The sequence below is a fragment of the Arthrobacter sp. USHLN218 genome, assembly GCF_037144715.1.
Classification (GTDB): domain Bacteria; phylum Actinomycetota; class Actinomycetes; order Actinomycetales; family Micrococcaceae; genus Crystallibacter.
In genome coordinates this window covers 104,306-122,963 of record NZ_JBBCYT010000004.1, presented here as the reverse complement: position 1 = coordinate 122,963, position 18,658 = coordinate 104,306, and the positions used below count along the sequence as shown (strand labels likewise).

General features: G+C 65.9%; 21 protein-coding genes. 7 read left to right on the top strand and 14 right to left on the bottom strand.

Going from position 1 to position 18,658, the window contains the following annotated elements; genetic code table 11:
- Positions 1–184: 184 nt before the first annotated feature.
- From WFH44_RS10405 to WFH44_RS10390, 4 genes are read left to right on the top strand one after another with little or no spacing between them, the layout of a single operon-like run.
- The gene (locus WFH44_RS10405; protein ID WP_336713796.1) at positions 185–742 is read left to right on the top strand and encodes a MaoC family dehydratase; all 558 of its coding nucleotides are present in this window, start codon (positions 185–187) and stop codon (positions 740–742) included.
- Positions 739–1,641 carry an HpcH/HpaI aldolase/citrate lyase family protein gene (locus WFH44_RS10400; RefSeq protein WP_336713795.1) on the top strand — a complete coding sequence of 301 codons (903 nt, stop codon included), beginning with the start codon at positions 739–741 and terminating at the stop codon, positions 1,639–1,641. Before WFH44_RS10405 ends, WFH44_RS10400 begins: the two co-directional genes overlap by 4 nt.
- Positions 1,642–1,643: 2 nt before the next feature.
- Complete coding sequence (locus WFH44_RS10395) at positions 1,644–2,798, top strand: CaiB/BaiF CoA transferase family protein (RefSeq protein WP_336713794.1); 1,155 nt, start codon at positions 1,644–1,646, stop codon at positions 2,796–2,798.
- Positions 2,799–2,838: 40 nt separating this feature from the next.
- Positions 2,839–3,519, top strand: coding sequence for a GntR family transcriptional regulator (locus WFH44_RS10390; protein WP_336713793.1), 681 nt, complete (start codon positions 2,839–2,841; stop codon positions 3,517–3,519).
- A gap of 6 nt (positions 3,520–3,525) precedes the next feature.
- On the opposite strand, the gene WFH44_RS10385 is transcribed toward WFH44_RS10390, so the two are convergent.
- From WFH44_RS10385 to WFH44_RS10370, 4 genes are all read right to left on the bottom strand, one after another.
- The gene (locus WFH44_RS10385) at positions 3,526–4,455 is read right to left on the bottom strand and encodes a TAXI family TRAP transporter solute-binding subunit (RefSeq protein WP_336713792.1); all 930 of its coding nucleotides are present in this window, start codon (positions 4,453–4,455) and stop codon (positions 3,526–3,528) included.
- A complete protein-coding gene (locus tag WFH44_RS10380; RefSeq protein ID WP_336713791.1) occupies positions 4,452–5,945 on the bottom strand; it encodes a sensor histidine kinase in 1,494 nt (497 codons plus the stop codon). The genes WFH44_RS10385 and WFH44_RS10380 overlap by 4 nt, the downstream gene beginning before the upstream one ends.
- A gap of 7 nt (positions 5,946–5,952) precedes the next feature.
- Complete coding sequence (locus WFH44_RS10375; RefSeq protein ID WP_336713790.1) at positions 5,953–6,615, bottom strand: response regulator transcription factor; 663 nt, start codon at positions 6,613–6,615, stop codon at positions 5,953–5,955.
- A gap of 78 nt (positions 6,616–6,693) precedes the next feature.
- A complete protein-coding gene (locus tag WFH44_RS10370) occupies positions 6,694–8,070 on the bottom strand; it encodes an MFS transporter (RefSeq protein WP_336713789.1) in 1,377 nt (458 codons plus the stop codon).
- Between the two features lie 457 nt (positions 8,071–8,527).
- On the opposite strand from WFH44_RS10370, the gene WFH44_RS10365 reads away from it, so the two are divergent.
- Together WFH44_RS10365 and WFH44_RS10360 are read left to right on the top strand one after the other, a co-directional pair.
- Complete coding sequence (locus WFH44_RS10365) at positions 8,528–9,703, top strand: zinc-dependent alcohol dehydrogenase (protein ID WP_336713788.1); 1,176 nt, start codon at positions 8,528–8,530, stop codon at positions 9,701–9,703.
- 198 nt (positions 9,704–9,901) lie between these two features.
- Positions 9,902–10,207: a hypothetical protein gene (locus WFH44_RS10360; RefSeq protein ID WP_336713787.1), complete on the top strand. Its 306-nt coding sequence runs from the start codon at positions 9,902–9,904 to the stop codon at positions 10,205–10,207.
- Positions 10,208–10,273: 66 nt separating this feature from the next.
- Here the strand turns inward: WFH44_RS10360 and WFH44_RS10355 are convergent, their stop codons facing one another.
- From WFH44_RS10355 to WFH44_RS10315, 9 genes are all read right to left on the bottom strand, one after another.
- On the bottom strand, positions 10,274–10,552 hold the full coding sequence (locus tag WFH44_RS10355; protein WP_336713786.1) for a YciI family protein: 279 nt from the start codon (positions 10,550–10,552) through the stop codon (positions 10,274–10,276).
- Positions 10,553–10,663: 111 nt separating this feature from the next.
- Positions 10,664–11,110, bottom strand: a complete 447-nt coding sequence (locus WFH44_RS10350) for a hypothetical protein (RefSeq protein WP_336713785.1) — start codon at positions 11,108–11,110, stop codon at positions 10,664–10,666.
- Between the two features lie 15 nt (positions 11,111–11,125).
- Positions 11,126–11,299 carry a hypothetical protein gene (locus tag WFH44_RS10345; RefSeq protein WP_336713784.1) on the bottom strand — a complete coding sequence of 58 codons (174 nt, stop codon included), beginning with the start codon at positions 11,297–11,299 and terminating at the stop codon, positions 11,126–11,128.
- An 11-nt stretch (positions 11,300–11,310) separates the two neighbouring features.
- Entirely contained in the window at positions 11,311–11,892 is a 582-nt protein-coding gene (locus WFH44_RS10340; protein ID WP_336713783.1) for a 3-phenylpropionate/cinnamic acid dioxygenase subunit beta, read from the bottom strand.
- A complete protein-coding gene (locus WFH44_RS10335; RefSeq protein ID WP_336713782.1) occupies positions 11,889–12,692 on the bottom strand; it encodes an SDR family NAD(P)-dependent oxidoreductase in 804 nt (267 codons plus the stop codon). The genes WFH44_RS10340 and WFH44_RS10335 overlap by 4 nt, the downstream gene beginning before the upstream one ends.
- Complete coding sequence (locus WFH44_RS10330; RefSeq protein ID WP_336713781.1) at positions 12,689–14,023, bottom strand: aromatic ring-hydroxylating oxygenase subunit alpha; 1,335 nt, start codon at positions 14,021–14,023, stop codon at positions 12,689–12,691. The genes WFH44_RS10335 and WFH44_RS10330 overlap by 4 nt, the downstream gene beginning before the upstream one ends.
- Before the next feature lie 39 nt (positions 14,024–14,062).
- Positions 14,063–15,304 carry an NAD(P)/FAD-dependent oxidoreductase gene (locus tag WFH44_RS10325; RefSeq protein ID WP_336713780.1) on the bottom strand — a complete coding sequence of 414 codons (1,242 nt, stop codon included), beginning with the start codon at positions 15,302–15,304 and terminating at the stop codon, positions 14,063–14,065.
- The gene (locus WFH44_RS10320) at positions 15,301–15,621 is read right to left on the bottom strand and encodes a 2Fe-2S iron-sulfur cluster-binding protein (protein WP_336713779.1); all 321 of its coding nucleotides are present in this window, start codon (positions 15,619–15,621) and stop codon (positions 15,301–15,303) included. The genes WFH44_RS10325 and WFH44_RS10320 overlap by 4 nt, the downstream gene beginning before the upstream one ends.
- Positions 15,621–16,886, bottom strand: a complete 1,266-nt coding sequence (locus tag WFH44_RS10315; protein WP_336713778.1) for an MFS transporter — start codon at positions 16,884–16,886, stop codon at positions 15,621–15,623. Before WFH44_RS10315 ends, WFH44_RS10320 begins: the two co-directional genes overlap by 1 nt.
- 156 nt (positions 16,887–17,042) lie before the next feature.
- On the opposite strand from WFH44_RS10315, the gene WFH44_RS10310 reads away from it, so the two are divergent.
- The gene (locus WFH44_RS10310; RefSeq protein ID WP_336713777.1) at positions 17,043–17,795 is read left to right on the top strand and encodes an IclR family transcriptional regulator; all 753 of its coding nucleotides are present in this window, start codon (positions 17,043–17,045) and stop codon (positions 17,793–17,795) included.
- Positions 17,796–17,891: 96 nt separating this feature from the next.
- Here the strand turns inward: WFH44_RS10310 and WFH44_RS10305 are convergent, their stop codons facing one another.
- On the bottom strand, positions 17,892–18,365 hold the full coding sequence (locus WFH44_RS10305; protein ID WP_336713776.1) for a hypothetical protein: 474 nt from the start codon (positions 18,363–18,365) through the stop codon (positions 17,892–17,894).
- Positions 18,366–18,658: the final 293 nt, after the last annotated feature.

Here is an 18,658-nt window from a genome sequence, read left to right as displayed (position 1 = left end):
TCCGGGGCTCCGGAGGTCGTCTTTCCCATCGAACATACGGAATATATTCGATGCCTACAAGAGGTTTCCGGCCGACTTAAGCACCCCTTAAGATTCCTTGACAGCCCCTGCTTTTCGGGAAAAACTCAATGTGATTCGCCAATATATTCAGCAGCGGCACCTCCGCCGCACGAAGGGAGCACTAGTGGAAAGCACCACCCGGACGAAGAGCCCGCAGGTCGTCGAAGGCTGGACGGGACGGCTCTTTGAGGATTTCGCGATCGGCGACATCTACTACCACCCGTTCGGCAAGACGGTCACCCAAGCGGACAACCAGAACTTCACTCTGACGACGCAGAACGTCTCCAAAACGCATGTGGATGCAAACTTCGGCGCCAAGACGGAATTCGGCCGTCCCCTCGTGAACTCCACCTTCACTCTCGCCCTGGTGACCGGCCAGTCCACCATCGATTTGTCCATGAATGTCTTCGCCAACATGGGCTGGGACGAAGTCCGGATGCCGGCCCCGGTCTACGAGGGCGACACGATCTACTCCCGCTCCAAAGTCCTGGCCCTGCGCGAATCGAAGTCCCGCCCCAACCTCGGCCTGGTCACCGTCGCGACCGAGGGCTACAACCAGGACGGCACCGTCGTCATCACCTACCGCCGCACCTTCATGGTCTACAAGAAGGGCTTCCTGCCAAGCGTCGAATCCTCGCGCCCCGATGAGTCGTCGCTGCCGGCCGTGGAAGGATCGCGGTGAATCCGGTCCAGGAAGCTCCGGTGCTGGCAGCGGCGGACAGCCGCAGTGCGCTGGCCGCGGTCACCGGCGCGGTGACGGCCTTGTTCGTTCCCGGCAACCGGCCTGAGCGCTTCGCGAAAGCCGCGGCTTCCGCCGCCGACGTCGTCATCATTGACCTGGAGGATGCGGTGGCGGCCGGCGACAAGGCTGCCGCCCGGCAGGAAGCAGTGGCCGCACTGTCCGGGGTGCGGGGGAGCGGGCTGCGCGCCATCGTTCGTCCCAATGCTCGGGGTACCGCGGAGTACGACGGCGATGTCCAGGCGCTGCTCGACCTCGCCTTCCAGCCGGCTCACGGCCTGCTCGGCGTTATGGTGCCGAAGGCCGAGGACCCGGAGCATCTGGCGGGACTGGCCGCGAAGCTTCCGCAGGATGTGCCCCTGGTGGCCTTGGTGGAGACCGCGCTGGGCCTGGTCAACGCCGTCGAACTCGCTCGGGTGCCGGGCGTTGCCCGGCTGGCCTTTGGCGCCATCGACTTCGCGCTGGACATCGATGCCGATGGCGGCGACCGTTTCCTTGACCACACCCGTTCCCAGCTTGTCGTCGCCTCCCGTGCGGCCGGGATCGCCGCACCTCTCGACTCGCCGGCCACCGCTATCCGCGACACCGCACCGGTGGCCGAATCCGCCCGGCTGGGACGCGCTTTCGGTTTCGGCGGGAAGCTTTGCATCCATCCGGCGCAGCTGACAGCCGTGAAGGAGGCCTACGCGCCGTCGGCCGAGCAGATCGAATGGGCTCGCAGGGTGTTGGCTGCTGAAGGGGGAGCGGCCCAGGTGGACGGGCAGATGGTCGACCGCCCCGTGACCGACCGTGCCCGACGCATCCTCGAGCGCGCCGGCTTGGAACCCAACGAACAGGACTGAACATGGCTACATTGCCACTGCAAGGAATTACCGTTGTCTCCCTCGAGCAGGCCGTTGCGGCGCCCTTCGCGACGCGCCAGCTTGCCGACCTCGGAGCGCGGGTGATCAAGGTAGAACGTGACAGCGGGGACTTTGCCCGCGGCTACGACGAAAAGGTCAACGGCATGGCCAGCTACTTCGTCTGGCTGAACCGCGGCAAGGAGTCCGTCTGCTTGGACCTGAAGTCCGACGAAGGCCTGGCCGCCCTGAAGTCCCTCGTCGGCGGCGCCGATGTATTCGTGCAGAACCTGGCCCCCGGCGCAGTCGAGCGGATGGGCCTCGGCCCGGATGAAGCCGTGGCCCTGAACCCGTCGCTGATCCATGTTTCCGTCTCCGGATACGGGCGCGGCGGCTCCTACGAGACCAAGAAGGCCTATGATCTGTTGGTCCAATGCGAGGCCGGCCTGCTCTCCGTGACGGGCACGGCGGAGGAACCGGCGAAGGTCGGCATCTCCATTGCCGATATCTGCGCCGGCATGTACGCCTACTCGGGGATTCTCACCGCGCTTTACCAGCGCAAGGACACCGGGCGGGGCGACGTCCTCGAGATATCGATGCTCGAAGCCCTCGCCGAGTGGATGGGCCAGCCCTACTTTTACGCGCAATATGGAGGGGTCCAGCAGCCCCGGACCGGTGCCCAGCATGCCACCATCGCCCCGTACGGCCCCTTCGCCACCGCTGACGGGACGGTGTTCTTCAGCATCCAGAACGAGCGCGAGTGGGCGAAGTTCTGCGCTACCGTCCTTGGCCGGCCCGGGCTGGCAGAGGACCCGCGCTTCATGAACAACTCCTTGCGTGTCGCCAACCGGCCCGAGCTGCACGAGGTCATCAACGCAGTCCTGTCCGGCCTTGGCACGGCGGAGGCGCTGGCCCGCCTCGACGCTGCGGGAATCGCCAACGCACAGATGCGCGACATGCACGAGTTTGCCGAGCACCCGCAGCTGGCAGCCCGGAACCGCTGGCGGGACGTCGACTCGCCGGTAGGACCGCTGCGCAGCCTGATCCCGCCGGTCACCTCACGGGAACAGGCCGTCCGGATGGGTCCGGTTCCGTCACTCGGCGAGCACACTGACGCCGTGCTCGCGGAGATCAACGCCCATGCACACCTGTCCGGATAGGCTGGGGCAGGCAATAGAGACAAGGAGCGGCGTTCCCGCGATGGCACAGATCCGGCAGCAGCAGCCGCAGCTGAGCGACAAGGCGGCCTCCTACGTGCGCGCCCTTGTAATCTCCGGCGAGCTGCCGCCCGGCTCCCAAATCCGGCCGGAGACCATCGGTGAGGAACTTGGCATCTCCACGACTCCGGCGCGCGAGGCCCTCCAAGCCCTCCGTGTCGAGGGTTTCCTCGAGCTGGTGCCGCGCAAGGGCTTCCTGGTCGCTCCGCTGACGGGGGCGGACATCCGCGACCTTTTCCGCGCGCAGGCACTGCTCGGCGGAGAGCTGGCGGACCGCGCGGCGCGCAACGGCTCAGTGGACGAAATCGCCGAGCTCGAAGCGCTCCACCACGAGCTGATTGCTGCCGCTGCCCGAAAAGACACGGTCCTCTTGGAAGAGAAGAACCACGCGTTCCACCGCCAGATAAATCTGCTGGCCAATGCCCGCAAGCTCCTGTGGGTCCTTGGGCTGACTACCCGCTACGTTCCGCGGATGTTCTACTCCAGCATCGCGGGCTGGCCGCAGGCTACGGCCGAGGACCACACCCGCATCCTGGAAGCGGTGAAAGCCGGCGAGGGCCCTGCCGCCCGGGCCGCGATGGAAGACCACATCATGCATGCGGGCGAGCTGCTCGCGGCACATTTCGACGCCCGCCAGGCCCGGGAGCAGCGGACGACGGCGTAGCCGCGCCTACCCGTGGAGCCTGCGGTAGGCGGCAGCTGCCCCGGGGTGCAGGTGAACGCCTGCTGTAGTGATGAGCGCCCTTGGATCCAGGTATTGGGTGCCGAGTGTCTCCGCCGGAACCAGGTCGGCCGGCCGCGACACGAGTGCCTCCACCAGTTGCCCGGCGACCGCGTCGGACACATCAGTCCTGGCGAGCAGCAGGCTGGCGACGCCGAGGGTCCGGGTTTCCGTTTCCGTTCCGTATACCCCGCGCGGGATCCGCGCGGCCCTGTAGACCGCGCCGTACCGGCGCTGCAGGGCTTCCACCTCTGCATTCAGGTCGATCAGCCGGATGCTCTTCCCGGCCGCGGCCTCGACTACCGGAAGCGGGACGCCGCCGGCGAACAGCGCGGCATCCACCTGCCCCTCCACCAAGGCGCGGCCGACCTGGGCCAGGGCGATCTGCCGTTCGGCCACGTCGTCCGCGGCAACACCGCCGGCGGACAGGATCCGCAGGGCCGTGAACCGGGTACCCGACCTTTCCGGTCCGAGGCTTACCCTGTGCCCGCGCAGGTCGGCGACCGAACGGATCGGCGAGTCCACCGGCACGGCCAGCTGCCAGTACGTCTGGTACACCCGGCCGATCGCGGCCAGCCCCCTCGTGTCCGCAACCGCTACGTCAGCCAGAGCCAGCCCGATGCTGGCACCGCCCGCGCCCAGCAGGTCCAGATTGTGGAGCGTCCCGGTTGTGGTCAGCGGCTTCAATCGGAAATCCGCCCTGGAACGGGCAACGGCCCCCGCGAGTAGCTGGGAGAACTCGTTGAAGAAGCCGCCGCGCTCGCCGCCGGCCATGGTCAGTGACGGCGGCTCCGGCGCGGTGCAGCCGGCCAAAGCGGCCACACCCACCGCGGCCGCGGTCAATACACTGCGCCGGCTGGGCAGGAAGGAATCGCTCATGGGAGCCTCCCCTCCTGATCGGTTCCATAGGCACTTAAACCGCTCGCGCCGTCGTCGTTAGCCCTGGCATCGGTAGCGGCAGCGGCGGGAAGCTCAAGCAGCGCGGTGAGGCCGCCGTCCTCGGTCCCGCGGAAGCGCAGGCTGCCGCCGGACCGCTCCGCCAGGGCCGCCGCGATCGACAGGCCCAGCCCCGTGCCGCCCGGTCGGGCGCCCGCCGCCCCGGCCTGGTCGGCAGTGTCCGTGCCGCGGAAGAAGCGTTCGGTCAGTCGGTCGAGGTGCTCGCCCCGGACCCCGGGCCCGTGGTCCGCGACGGTCACCGTGGTCGCAGCTCCCGGCTTGGGTTCGACGCCGACGTCGATCTGCGCGCCGGCGGCGTACTTGCACGCATTATCGATGAGGACGTCGAGGATCTGCTCCAAGGTATGGGCCGTGACGGCGACGGGAGCGGATGCAGGAGAATGCAACGTCAGGGCGCTCCCCGACCGGCTCGCCGCCGGGAGCCAGAACTCCAGCCGCTCAGCGGCTACCGCTGCAGCGTCGCACACCGCCCCGTTCGGAACTTCGGGGGTCTCGGCGCGGGCCAGCGAGAGAAGGTCGCCGAGGATCAGGTTGAGGCGCTCCGCCTCAGCGGCGGCCCGTTCAACGGATGGCCGTGTGTCCGCATCAACGTGGTTTTCCAGCACGTCGAGACGCAGTTGCAGTGCGGCCAGGGGATTGCGCAGCTGGTGTGCAGTGTCCGCGACCAGTCGGCGCTGTGCCGCCGTCGATTCGATGACGGCGGCGGACATCGCATCGAAGGAGCGTGTCAGTGCGCGCAGTTCAGGCGGACCGCCGGTGGGCAGGGTTCCGGCGGGACCGGGACTGCTTCGGGGGACGAAGGGCAGGCCGGCGGTGAGGTCCCGGATACGGGCGCTCAAGCGCTGGAGCGGGCGGAGCACCCACCGGCTGACGGTTTGGGCGATCACCCCGAAGACCAGCAGCGCGGCAACCGCAGCGGCGAGCGTGGCAAGCCACCCCCGGCCGATGTCGGCCTTGGCATCGGCGGTGGACGCGGCGAGGACGACGGCGCCTGACACCTGCGCGTCGTTGCCGATCGGCTGGGAGAAAAGGACGGTGTCCGGTGACCAGGGTGTGAGCAGTGGCGGCGTAGGATTGGGCTGGTTGCGCACGGCTCGGGAGATGGACGCCTGGACCTCCTCGGAAAGAAGGTCCAAGCCGGTGGAGCGCGGAGCCACGCCGCGGGTGGAGACCACCGCGATCGGCTCCGCATAGAGGTCCGTGTAACTGGTGAGCTCCTCGTCGAGCGCCTCGTCCCCGCCGGCCACCACGTAGTTCTCTGCTAGGCCCGCAAACCGCTGCACATCGGCCTCACGGCTGAGGATGAACTCGCGTGTCCGGGACTCGGCAGTGGCCACGGACAGCGGGATGGCAAAGGTTGCCGTGGTGAGTACCGCCAGGACGGCGAGGACGATCAGCAGGCGGTTGCGCATTGTCGGCTCAGGCTGTCCAGCGGTAGCCGAATCCGCGGATGGTTTCGATAAGTCCGCTGCGGCCGAGCTTGGAGCGCAGTGCATTCATATGGACGTCCAAGCTGCGGGAGACCGCCACAAAGGCATCGCCCCAGATCCGGTCCATCAGCTGCTGCCGGCTGACAGCCGCACCGGGCTCTTCGAGCAGCATGGCCAGCAGGTCGAACTCCTTGGTAGTCAGCTGGACGGGCTCTCCGCCGATGGTCAGGCTGCGGGATCCAAGGTCGACGACAATGTCTCCGAAGCTGCGGGCAGCAGGCGCCGGCGCCGCGGACGATCTGGCCATCCGGCGGCCGATCGCCTCTATTCTCGCCAGTAGTTCGGCCATCCTGGCGGGTTTGACCAGATAGTCGTCGGCCCCGCTGCGAAGTGTGCGCACGATGGTGCGCTCGTCGTCGCGCGCGGTCAAGACGACGACGGGAACGAGGCTCACCTGGCGCAGTTGGCGCAGCACATCGATTCCGTCGGCATCAGGCAGTCCGAGGTCCAGCAGGATGACGTCGAACTCCTGGTGCCGGGTCAGGACGTCCAGCCCACGGCTCATCCGGCCTGACTCGATGCGGTGCATCTTCAGCCCGTCGGCGATCGCGCCGGCCACGCCGTCGTCGTCCTCGACAATGCCGACCCGCATGATGCTCCTTTGCTGCTCACGGCACCGTCGGCGGGGCCACTTGGACTCCGCCGACGGTGCTGGAATATGGATTTGAGTTTACTTGGCGGGGACAAGCTCGGGCTGCTCCCGGTCCCCGGTCGTATCGCCAGTCCCGGCGTCCTTGCGCAGGTCCAGCTGTGAGTTCTTCGAGGGTTCTTTGACCATCACGGCGGCAACGAGGGTCAGTGCAATGCAGCCGGTGACGTACCAGAAGAACATGGACTCGACGCCGGCCTGCTTTAGTGCCAGGGCCACCGGTTCGGCGGTGCCGCCGAACAGGGCCGCCACGATCGCATGGGGGAGTCCGACGCCGAGCGCACGCACCTTGGTCGGGAACATCTCGGCCTTGATGATCGCGCTCAGGGCGGTGTAGCCGGTGACGAAGACCAGGCCGGTCATCATCAGGCCGAAGGCCACGAACACATTGGAGGTGTGGGAGAGCAGGGTCAGCAATGGGACAGTGGCGATAGTGCCGCCGATGGAGAAGAACAGCATGACCTTGCGGCGGCCGATCTTGTCGGACAGCGCGCCGGCGATCGGCTGCAGCAGCATGAAGATGAACAGGGCGATGAAGCTGATCAACGCCGCATCTTCCTTGGAGATGCCCGAGGTGTTCACCATGTACTTCTGCATGTAGCTGGTGTAGACGTAGAAGGCCACGGTGCCGCCGAGAGCCAGGCCGAACACGGCGGCCAGCTGCTTCGGGTACTTCGCCAGGGCGCGTAGACCGGTGACCGGCTTCTTTCCCTCGGCCGACGCGGCGGCCTTCTCGTCTTTGTAGTGCTCCGACTCGTCCATGCCGCGGCGCAGCCACATCACGACCAGGCCTGCCAAGGCGCCGACAACGAACGGGATCCGCCAGCCATAGGCGTACATCTGTTCTTCGGTCAGCAGGTTCTGCAGCACGATCATCAGCAGCAGCGCTGACAGCTGGCCCATGATGATGGAGGTGTACTGGAAGCTGGAGTAGAAACCGCGGCGGCCAGGGGTGGCGATCTCCGACAGGTACGTTGCGCTGGAGCCGAACTCGCCGCCTACGCTCAGCCCCTGCAGCAGGCGGGCGAGCAGCAGGATGATCGGAGCGGCGATGCCAATCGTCTCGTAGGAAGGGGACAACGCGATCATCAGGGACCCCGCGCCCATCAGCAGAACGGACATGGCGAGTGCGTTGCGGCGCCCGAACCGGTCCGCGTACATGCCCAGCAGCCAGCCGCCCAGCGGGCGCATCAGGAAGCCGACAGCGAAGATCGACGCCGCCGCCAGCAGTTGCGCGGTCAGGTCCTCCGCCGGGAAGAACGACTTGGCGAAGTAAATGCTGAAGGACGCGTAGACGAACCAATCGAACCATTCGATCAGGTTGCCGAGGCAGCCCTTGATGACGTTGCTGACCACGCGCGACTTGGGTGGGGTTGGTAGGGCGATGCTCGATGACATCCGGAAATCCTCCTCGTGCCCGGGCGGGCCTCGTTGCTGTTTCCATCAACTGTGTCGCCCATCACAGGCCCGGAACAGCTTCGCGGGGGATTCTTAACCGGCCCTTAAGGAAGACTGTCACGCGGCATTTTGTGGAGCGAAGCGCTGCCCTCCGCAGGCGAGGATGGGTGTCGATCGCTGGACGGGTTCGGCTCGCGGCCAGTGGTGAAGCGCCCTGTGCACAAATGCCAAGTTTGCTTACTAAATCCGTTCCTGTTTATGGTGGTTCCACCCAAATGGACGGAGACCATGAAGGCAGATCGGGCTTGCAGCCCCTTCGGAACCCGGTGCACAACGACCGGTTGCGAGGGCGCCGCCGAAGATCTGGCTGTCGCGATCGAGTAGCGGGGTTCGGTTCACCGAGCAGGCCGGCAAGCCGTCGTTCCGGCCGGGGCGGCGGCCCTGAGGAGGAGGACGTATGAAGGCATTGACATGGCAGGGCAAACATTCGGTAAGCGTCGAGGAGGTCCCGGATCCGCGGATCGAGGAGCCGACGGATGCGATAGTCCGGATCACCTCGACGGCCATCTGCGGATCGGATCTGCACCTTTACGAGGTGCTCGCGCCGTTCATGGACAAGGGCGACATCATCGGCCATGAGCCGATGGGGATCGTCGAAGAGGTGGGCTCGGCCGTCACTCATATTAAGGCCGGGGACCGTGTGGTCATCCCGTTCAACGTCTCCTGCGGCCACTGCTTCATGTGCAAGCAGGGCCTGCAATCACAGTGCGAAACCACCCAGGTTCGTGAGTACAACAGCGGGGCGGTCTTCCTGGGCTATTCCCGGCTCTACGGCTCGGTACCCGGCGGGCAGGCGGAGTACCTTCGTGTTCCGCATGCCGACTACGGTCCGATCAAGGTTCCGAACACCGGTGAGGACGAGCGCTACCTCTACCTCTCCGACGTCGTGCCCACCGCGTGGCAGGGCGTCCAGTACGCCGCGCCCCCCGAGGGCGGCTCACTGGCCGTGCTGGGTTTGGGTCCTGTCGGCCAGATGTCCGCCCGGATCGGCAGGCACTTGGGCTACCGCGTGTTGGCGGTCGACCCGGTCGCAGAGCGCAGGGCCATGGCGGAGCGCCACGGCATCGAGACGTTGGAGTCCTCGGACGATGTGGTCGAGCGGCTGAAGGACCTCACCGACGGTCGCGGTCCGGACTCCGTGCTGGATGCTGTCGGGATGGAGGCTCACGGCTCGCACGTGGCCGGCGTCGCGCACCAGGCTGTGGGAATCCTGCCGTCTCCGCTGGGCCGCAAGGCAATGGAAACGGCCGGAGTGGACAAGCTCAGCGCCCTTTACACCGCCATCGACGCCGTCCGGCGCGGCGGAACGATCTCGCTTAGCGGTGTGTATGGCGGCATGAAGGACCCGCTGCCGATGCTGACGATGTTCGACAAGCAGATCCAGCTGCGCATGGGCCAGTGCAACGTGAGGTCGTGGACCGACGTCCTGCTGCCGCTGGTCGACGACCCCTCTGATCCGCTCGGTGTTCTCGACCTCAAAACGCACACCGCGTCCCTGGACGAGGCTCCGGAGATGTACGAGAAGTTCCAAAAGAAGGAGGACGGCTGCATCAAGGTGGTGCTCAAGCCGTAACCCGGAACGCTGGCGAGCCCGGTCCCCCGAGGGCCGGGCTCCAAAGCCTCCGCCCCGATTATTTCTGCCCCCTACCGTGTAGTTCGCCACAAACCCGGCCACTTGGACACAGAGCCTTCCAGTGCGCGGTTGAATATCGTTGGTAGGGCCGCCGAAGGGCGCCCAACCAACGCCCTTCTCCTGCGCATCTCGAGGAACATGCTCATGCACGACCTGCTGGACCAGCTCCGGAACCACACTCCGGTGAAGATCGCCCACATCGAGCAAAGCGGCGGCTCCGTTACCGTGACCCTGCGTTTCGAGGCACTCACCGCCGTCCTGCACTGCCCGGACTCCGGGGCGGCCGGAAGGAACGACGTCGAACTGCGCTACCGCGGGCAGTCCTTGAGAGTCGGCGGGGCAAGCGCGGCGGAGCAAGCGGGCCGGATCTGGTCATGGTGCCAGTGGCAGAGCGACGTCCGGGAACCAGCCAGCCGGGAGCCGCGAAAGGTCATGGCAGAGTGATGACCTGGCCCGTCGAGGAGCCCTCGATCGCGGCGTTCACCGCCGCAGCTGCTGCCCCGGATGCCGTCACTTGAACCGCACGACGTCCCACTCGAGGATCCGTGCGTCCGCCAGTCCCTCGGTGGTGAACGGGTCGCCGGCGATAAATCGTTCGGCGTCCTCGCGGGAAGTGAAGATGCCCATCGACGCGCCGGCGGGATCGGAGGCCTGGAACGGTCCGAGCGCGATAAGCCCCCCGCCGTCGGCCTGGAATGCCTCGTAGTAGGCCTTGTGGCGGGGGAACGTCTCGAAGATGCGTGAGCGGTCAACGCCCTCAGTCAGCCGGTACATCACAACGAATTCCATGGGGGCGATCCTAGCGGTGCCGGTGGGGGAGCGGGAGGGCTGCCTCCGCGCATCGATTTCAGAAAAGGGCGGTGGAAGCGAGGCCGCTTCCACCGCCCGGAGGCAGGAAGACTAGGCTCCTGCGGTGTGTTCGTAGTCCGGGTCCAGATGGTGTTTCGGGGTGAGGAAGTTATCGGTGAATTCCCCGCGGGACACCTTGACCGGGATTTCTCCTTCCAGGCCGAGTTCGAGGATGTCGTTGCCGGATTTGAGCTCCGCCGGAGTCAGTGCATCGACCCGGGCCGCAATCTGGTCGGCCTGCCAGGCGTTGAGCGTCCAGACGAAACTGTTGTACTCGGGCGTTTCCCTCAGTCCATACGGCGCGTCGGGGCCTTCTGCAGGTACCAGCGCCAGTTGCGAGCGACCTCCGGCGTCCGGGATCGCCTCCCTGACGTTGATTTCCCCGGGCGACGCAGCGAAATCCCTGAGCAGCCGGACCAGCCGTCCCAGGTCGTTGCTGTCCCCTAGGAACAGGAAGACGGGGTGGAAGTCGCTTGGCATGTGGTCAAAGCGCAGCATGCTGGTTCCTTCCGGCTATGCCTCGACCACGCGCAGGATGTCCTGCGAGTGGGCGAGCTCGGTATCTGCTCCTTCGATTTCCGCAATCTGCACCCACTGGCCGTCTTCCATGTTTTCGGCCACGGTGACCTGGCGGCCGTCAAGCAGTTCCACTCGTGTTCCCGGGGTCAGATCAAAGACATTAATCATCGGTTGTCCTTTTAGAAGAAGGTGGTCAGGTTCTTGGCCAGCAGCACGTTCTGGTCGAGGATGATCTCCCGGCGGGCGATCTTGAAGCCCTCGTCGGTCAGGCGGAGCGTGTCCGAGCGTTTCCCGACAAAGAAGTATGTTTCGTACTCGACGCGGTTCTGGTAGACGAGGAAGCGGGAGCGCGCATCGACTTCCCGCTGCGGTCCGTCGTCGCGCACGTCCAGGATTTGGACGTTGGTGACCATGTGGCAGACGCGGGAGAGCGGTTCTTCGGCGTAGTGGACGCCGGTGAGGATCTGCTCGACGCGTTTGTTCAGAGTCCATTTGCCTTCGTCGAACCAGCTGATGCCTTCGCCGAGGCGGGTGTTTTCCTTCTCGGCGTGCTGGCCGAATTTGACGTTGCGGCGGATGGGCATGAAGTACGTGACGTCCTCGGTCAGGAGGTCGAGCCAGTCTTTGAAACGTCGTTCGTCCAGAAGGTCGGCCTCGGTGTAGAGGAAGTCCTCGACGTCGGCCTTAAGACGGTAGTAGTCCTCGTCGCGGTCGATGCCGGGCTGTACGGCGGCGCTGCTGGTCATTTCTTGGGTGGTCACTTGGTTTCCTTTCTCTTGGCTGGTCCGCCCTGGTGCGCGAAGCATCCGACGTCGACGACGGTGCCGGAGATGGCGGCCGCTTCGTCGCTGATCAGGAACGCGACCACATTGGCGATGTCTGTGCCTTCAACCGGACGGCCGGCGGCGGATCCTGGCGCGCCTGGGTCGACGTTGGCTATGTTGCCGCCGACGCGGCCGAGCGTCATGCCGGAGATGATGCCGCCGCCGCCGGGTACCACGGTGTTCACGCGGACCCGGTCGTGGAGGAAATCGTAGGCCGTGGCCGCCGACAGGGCGAAGACCCCGCCTTTGCTCGCTGCATAGGCGGCCATATTGGGCTTACCCCAGCCGGCTCCGGAACCGATGTTCACGATCGAGCCGCCTCCGCCCTCCACGAGGTGGGGCAGGACGGCGCGCGAGCACAGGTATGTGCCCTTGAGGTTGACGGCGATGATCTTGTCGAACAGCTCCTCCTCGGTGTCCAGCACGGTGCCGAGCGGCCCGATGGCGGCGTTGTTGACCAGGGCGTCGATCCTGCCGTGGCGGGCAAGGGCATGGTCGACGACGCCGGCGACGGCGGAGGAGTCGGTGACGTCGGCTTCCATCACTTCCACGTCGAGGCCAAGCTCCTTCACCTCGCTGCGGAAGTCACTGACGGAGCCATCGGCGGTGCTGGACTTCTGTGCTGCGTCGACACCGAAGGCGATGACGCGATGGCCGCGTTCGGCTAGCCCGATGCTGATCCGGCGGCCGATGCCGAAGGTGCCGCCGGTGACGACGGCGACTTTGGACTCGGTCATCGGCCGTCCCTGCCCAGCAGCGTGTCCCAAGAGGCGCTGTTCATGTAGTTCTGCCAGGTGCGGTAGTAGCCCCGGGCCATCTGCTCGGTGGGCTGCAGGGTGACGTCGCCGGGATAGTCGTGGTTGTTGGTGGACTTGCCCAGGGACTGCTGGTAGTTGAAGGGATAGCGGCGGGCGACGGTGCCGGTGCTGGCGGCGGTGGCGTAGAGCCAGTTCTCCATGTCGTCCTGTTCGGTCATGCCTGCCGGGCCGGAGTAACGCATGTAGTAGTGGCGCAGGTAGTCCTTGACCTCGGTGGGTGCGTCCTTGTCGACCAGGAAGAAGCGCCAGGCTTCGGTGCTGGTGGGGGAGTGCGGGTGCCAGGCGCACAGGCCCCGCGGCTGGCGGCCGTGGTAGGAGGTATTCGGGAAGATGGAACCGACGAAGGGCAGCAAGCGGGCCTGTTCGCCGAGCCGCGCCTTGCGCTCCTCGTAGCAGTGCCGGAAGTATTCCTCCAGGACCGGGTTGTCGAGGAAGGATTCGATGTACTCGTTGGCCGAGGGCTGGACCGCTGAGTGCACCCCGTGGCCTTCGGGGAAGCTGATCCAGATGTGCTCGGCCTTTTCGAGTTCGTCATCGCGGCGGCCTTTTTTGCCGGATTCTGCACTGGGGCCGATGCCGATGAGGTCCACGGAGCGGTGGCTGGGGTTGTGGTAGGTGTCCCCGAGGAAGTTTTCCGCGGCGAACTTCCAGTTGGCCGGGAAGATCCACTTGTGGATGCCGATGACCTCGGAGCCGCCCTCGCGGCCGTCGCGGCAGTCCAGTGCCTGGTCCAGGTGCAGTTTCGCGTCGCCGAGGTAAGTCAGGAAGTCGGGAGCGTCCTTGTCCCAGGTGGCCCAGATGGTGCCCTTGTAGTTGGCGAGCTTGCCGACAGAGATGAGCCCGTTGGCCTCGCGGTCCATTCCCTCATAGAGGCTGCGGTACTGGGGCACGCCCTGGAGCTTGCCGTCTGTGGTGTAGGTCCAGGAGTGGTAGGGGCAGGTGAAGAGGGAGGTGTTGCCGGATTCGTAGCGGCAGACCTTCATGCCGCGGTGGCGGCAGGAGTTGAGGAAAACGTGGATTTCGCTGCGCTTGTCGCGGCAGAGGATGACGGATTCTTCGCCCATGCGGGAGGTGAAGAAGTCGCCGGGTTCGGGGATCTGGCTCTCGTGCCCGACGAAAAGCCAGGCCCGGGTGAAGACCTTGTCGAGCTCTTCCTTGTATAGGTCGGGGTCGACGAACAGCTCGCGGCTGATGTAGCCGTTTTCAATGTCGACGTGGCCGTTCATCATTTCACGTGTCATTTCTGTCATGACATGTCCTTTCTCGAAGAATCTGCCCGTGCGGACGGGTCAGGCCTTGGCCAGGGCGGGTGCAGGCCGGGCCGTCCGGAGGGAGAAGCCGGGGGAGCGCAGCCGGGCTTCGTCCACCCGGATGCCGGAAGCCAGCAGTTTGCGGCTGGCCAGGTGGTCGCCGGGGCTGTTGATGGACTCGACGGCGACCAGGCGTCCGTCCCTCAGCCGGCACACCGAATAGCGTCCCGATGCGGGATCACCGACGACGACGGACGCGTCGTCGGGCTGGGATAGTCCGGCGATCTGGAGTTTGTCGCCGGCCTGATGGCTCCAGAACCACGGGACGTCTGCATACTCGTCCTCGGTACCGCAGATCCGGCGGGCCAGGAACCGGGCCTGGTCGGCGGCGTTCTGTACCGATTCGACGCGCACCAGGGTCGTGGTTTCGGGGCGGGGATGGCTCGCGCAGTCACCAATGGCAGAGATCGACGGGTCGGATGTGACCAGCCTGGAGTCGACGACGATGCCGTTGCCGACCGCCAGGCCTGCCTCTTCGGCGAGCTCGCTGTTGGGGATGACGCCGATGCCGACGAGGACCAGATCGACGTCGCGCTCCTGTCCGCCGAGGCGCACCGCGGTGACCCGGCCGTCCGTGCTGCGGATGAACTCCTCGACGGCGGTTCCGCAATGCACCTCGGTGCCGGCCGCCGTGTGCCGGTCAGTGAAGTGGGCGGAGACCTCTTCGGAAACGGCCCGTGCCATGACGCGGTCGGCCATTTCGACGACGGTTACCCGGGTCCCGTGTTCGGTAGCGACCGAAGCGAATTCCAGGCCGATGAAGCCTGCCCCGATGATCAGGACATTCCGGGCATCCGCCAGGGCGCCGCGCAGCCGTGCGGCATCATCGCGGGTGCGCAGGTAATGCACGTTTGCGGGTTCGGCGCCGTCGAAGTCCAGCATGCGGTTGCGGGCGCCGGTTGCCAGGATGAGCTGTTCGTACGGCAGCCGTTCATCGGTAGCGAGGAGAACCTGCTTGGAGCCCCGGTCGATCGCCGTCGCGGGTGCGCCCGTGCGGAGCCAGATGTCTTGGTCCCGGTAGTACTCCTCGGTGCGGATCGGCAGCTCGGCCTCGGTGAGCCCGCCGGCCATGTAGTCCTTCGAGAGCGGGGGACGGTGATACGGGCCGTGCGGTTCGTCGCCGATCAGGGCGATGCCGCCAAGGTAGCCGTTCTCACGCAGGGACAGGGCCAGTTGGGCCCCGGCCTGTCCCGCGCCGATGATCACGGTGCCGGCGCTCACTGGGACTCCGGGAGGTTCAGGACCAGGCCGTCGAGGTCCTCGTCTATCCGGATCTGGCAGGACAGGCGGCTGTTGGGCTGCCGCTCGCACTCGGTGAACTCGAGCATGTCGTCTTCATCAAGGCCGGGCCCGCCGACCTTGTCGACCCATTCCTCGCCGACGTAGACGTGGCAGGTGGCGCAGGAAGCCTCGCCGCCGCAGTCGGCGGCGATCCCGCTTACCCCGCCGGTCAGCGCCGCGCGCATCGCGCTAGACCCCTCCGCGGCGTCGACTTCCTGGATCCGGCCTTCGGGATGGACAAACAGAACTTTTGACATCACGCAGTTTCTTTCTCAGTTGCGGTTGCGGTGGTCGAATCCGGGCGCTGTTCCCGGACGAAGAGCATCACGAGCATGCCGGCGATCGGTCCGGCGGCCAGGGTGATGAAGGCGGCGTTGAAGGACCCGGCGGCGGCGAAGACAGCACCCACCGCCATGGGGGCGAACACGCTGCCCAGCTGCCAGGTGGCGTTGGCGAGGCCGGAGGCCGCGCCGGTGACCGAGCCGTGCACCAGCCGCGGCACCAGGGAGACCAGCAGCGGGGACCAGCCGTACGCGGCGATGCCGAGGAACGGGGCGGCGATGATGAACGCGGTGGATGTTTCGAGGGTCCCGAACACGATGAGGATGATGCCGAACAACCCGAACAGGAAGATGGCAGGCGCTTTGCGTGCACCATTGAAGAACCGGTCGGTGACGAACCCGATCGTGGGTTTCGCGAGGATCGCGCTGATGGCGAAGATGGCGACCACCACGCCCGCGGTCTCCGGTGCGATGCCGTGGCCCTTGATCATCAGCGCGTTGGACCAGGTGACGAAGCCGTAGAGGCCCCAGAACGCGCAGAGCCCGGCGAGGCAGGTCAGGAGAAGGTTGCGGTTACGGGCCAGCGAGCCGAACTCCGGCTTCTTACGGTCCTCGCGGTTTTTGGCCCGTTCTTCGAGCAGCGGTCCGGGGCGGACGGTGAAGAAGAGCACGACGGCGGTTACCACGGAGATGGCGCCGAAGAGGTGGTAGGAGGTCTCCCAACCGGAACGGGTGATCAGTGCCGGGACGACCAGGTTGGCGATCGCGGTGCCGATGGATGTCGCGGTGGTGAAGATTCCCATGGCCAGGCCGAGCTCGTGCGGGCGGAACCAGCTGGTGATCAGCCGGATGCCTGCCGAGTAGTCGGCGCCCGCGAAGAACCCGACAACGGCCTGGACGCTGATGCCGATGAGGGGCGAAGTGACCGATCCGAACAGGAACATGGCTACGCCGGCCCCTAGGAGCGAGATGGTCAGGACAATCCGTCCGCCGAAGGCGTCGGACGCGAAGCCGCTGAACGCGTTGGAGACGACGTAGCCCACGTAGTAGGCCGTCGCAAAGGCGCCCAGGCTGGCGATCGGCACGGCGAGGCTCTCGCCGACGAAGACGGACGCAGGTCCCCACGTTGATCGGTCGACGGAGGTGAGGGTAAAGGAGAGCCAGGCGGCGACGAGGACCAGCCATCGGTAACCCGACAACTTGACCTCGCTAGTAGGCATGGCGGTTTCAGTGCTCGACATTGAAGCTCCAGAACTATGGAGGTTCGCCCGCATGAGGCGGCGAAAGCGAACGGAAAACTCTGACAGTTGCGTAATTATCATTCTGTGATAACGTCTTATCACTGCGGTGAAGAAACCATAGAACGGATAATGTGACCGAGTCAACAAGGGAGTTTTATGTCTTCGACAAAGGGCGGGGCCGACAGCGCCAGGCGCGTGCTGGATCTGCTGTTCGCCTTCGAGAACACTCCGGTGGCGACCGTCCGAGGGCTGTCGGACATGACGGGCGTGCCGCTTCCGACGGCTCATAGGTACGTGGCGATGCTGCGCGAGATGGGTCTGGTCGAGGAGTCGCAGCACGGCAAGTACCGGCTCACCATGCGTGTTGCCTCGCTGTCGCAGGCAGCGCGTCGGGCAACCTCGCTGATCGACGTGGTCCAGCCGTTCATGCAGGCACTCAGCGAGGAAACGGAAGAAACCGTGCTGCTGGTCCAGCCCGTGGCCGGACTGCCTGTCTGCACGCACCGGGTCGAGGCTCAGAGGCGGCTGCGGCTCTCATTCGAAGTTGGCCAGCACATGCCGCCTCTCCGCGGCGCCAGCGCACACCTGCTGCTTGCGGCCCGGCCTGAGGACGAGCGGCGCAAATACGTTGAGGAGGCGTTGGCCCGCGGGGAGCAGGGACCCTCCGTGGAGATCGAACAGTTCCTTGAAGATGTCCGGCGGGACGCGGCCCGGGGGTGGGCTACCAGCTCCGCGGAAATCGATGAAGGCGTCTGGAGTGCCGCAGCGGTAATCCGCAGTGAGGGCAGGCCGATTGGCACGTTGTCAGCGCCCTGCCCGATCTTCCGGGTCGATAGCGACAGGGCCGCGCTGGTCCTCGACGCCGTAAGGCGCACCGCCAGCCAAATCAGCACAGCCCTCGGCTCCTAGCCACGGGACCTGGCTGTCGAATTCTTGGGACGCTACCCGGAAGGCGCCGCGGAAGACAATCCGAGGTTCGGGGCGGTCGTGGTTTATTGCCCCGATTTAGCCGACCAGGGAGACGCCAAATGCAGCGAAGATGCCGAAGGCGGTGCCCCAGAGAATGATCGAGACGATCTGCCACAAGATGACGGCGTTCTTCGACGCTCCGAAGGAGACCATCGCGGCGGAAGTGATCTGGCTCGGCAGGATGGTCTGGCCCAGCAGGCTGACGCCGGCCACTCCATATTTGTCGAATTGGGTGCGCAGCTTTAGCCGGCGGGCAGAGGGGGCCTTGGGCGCTTTCCCGCGGACAACCTTCGAGCGCACGCTATCGGCGCTGAGGACGAAGAGGAGCATCGAGACGACGTTGCCGACGATAGCGGCGGCGATCGCGACGGCGGGATGGATTCCGGCGAGCACCCCGATCACCGAGCCAAAGTAGGACTCCACGAACGGAATGGCGGCCGCGAGCATCACGCCCACCCACTGCAGGACGGAGGGAAGGGAAGCCGTGAAGTCCTGCAGTGCCGCGATCATCAATGAACTCTCTCTGTGAGGTGCGAAGGGCTGGCGGAAGGTGTCCGGGGTGCGGCCCCGGGGAACGCCCCGGCGGGGTCGGCTGGTGGCGTTGCGTGACGGACGCGAATGCGGGGCCGCGCGGAGGCGTCACCAGCACGTATCATCGGTTCCGTTCCGTAACTTCGAGCCTAGCCAAGGCAGAGTAGGCGGGGATGCTTCCCAAGGATGATCTTCGGGCACTCTCCGACCCGGCCCTGGCCCGGTGATCCGGGTTTCAGCGGTGTCTTGTGCAGAGGCGTCGGTTAATGTGG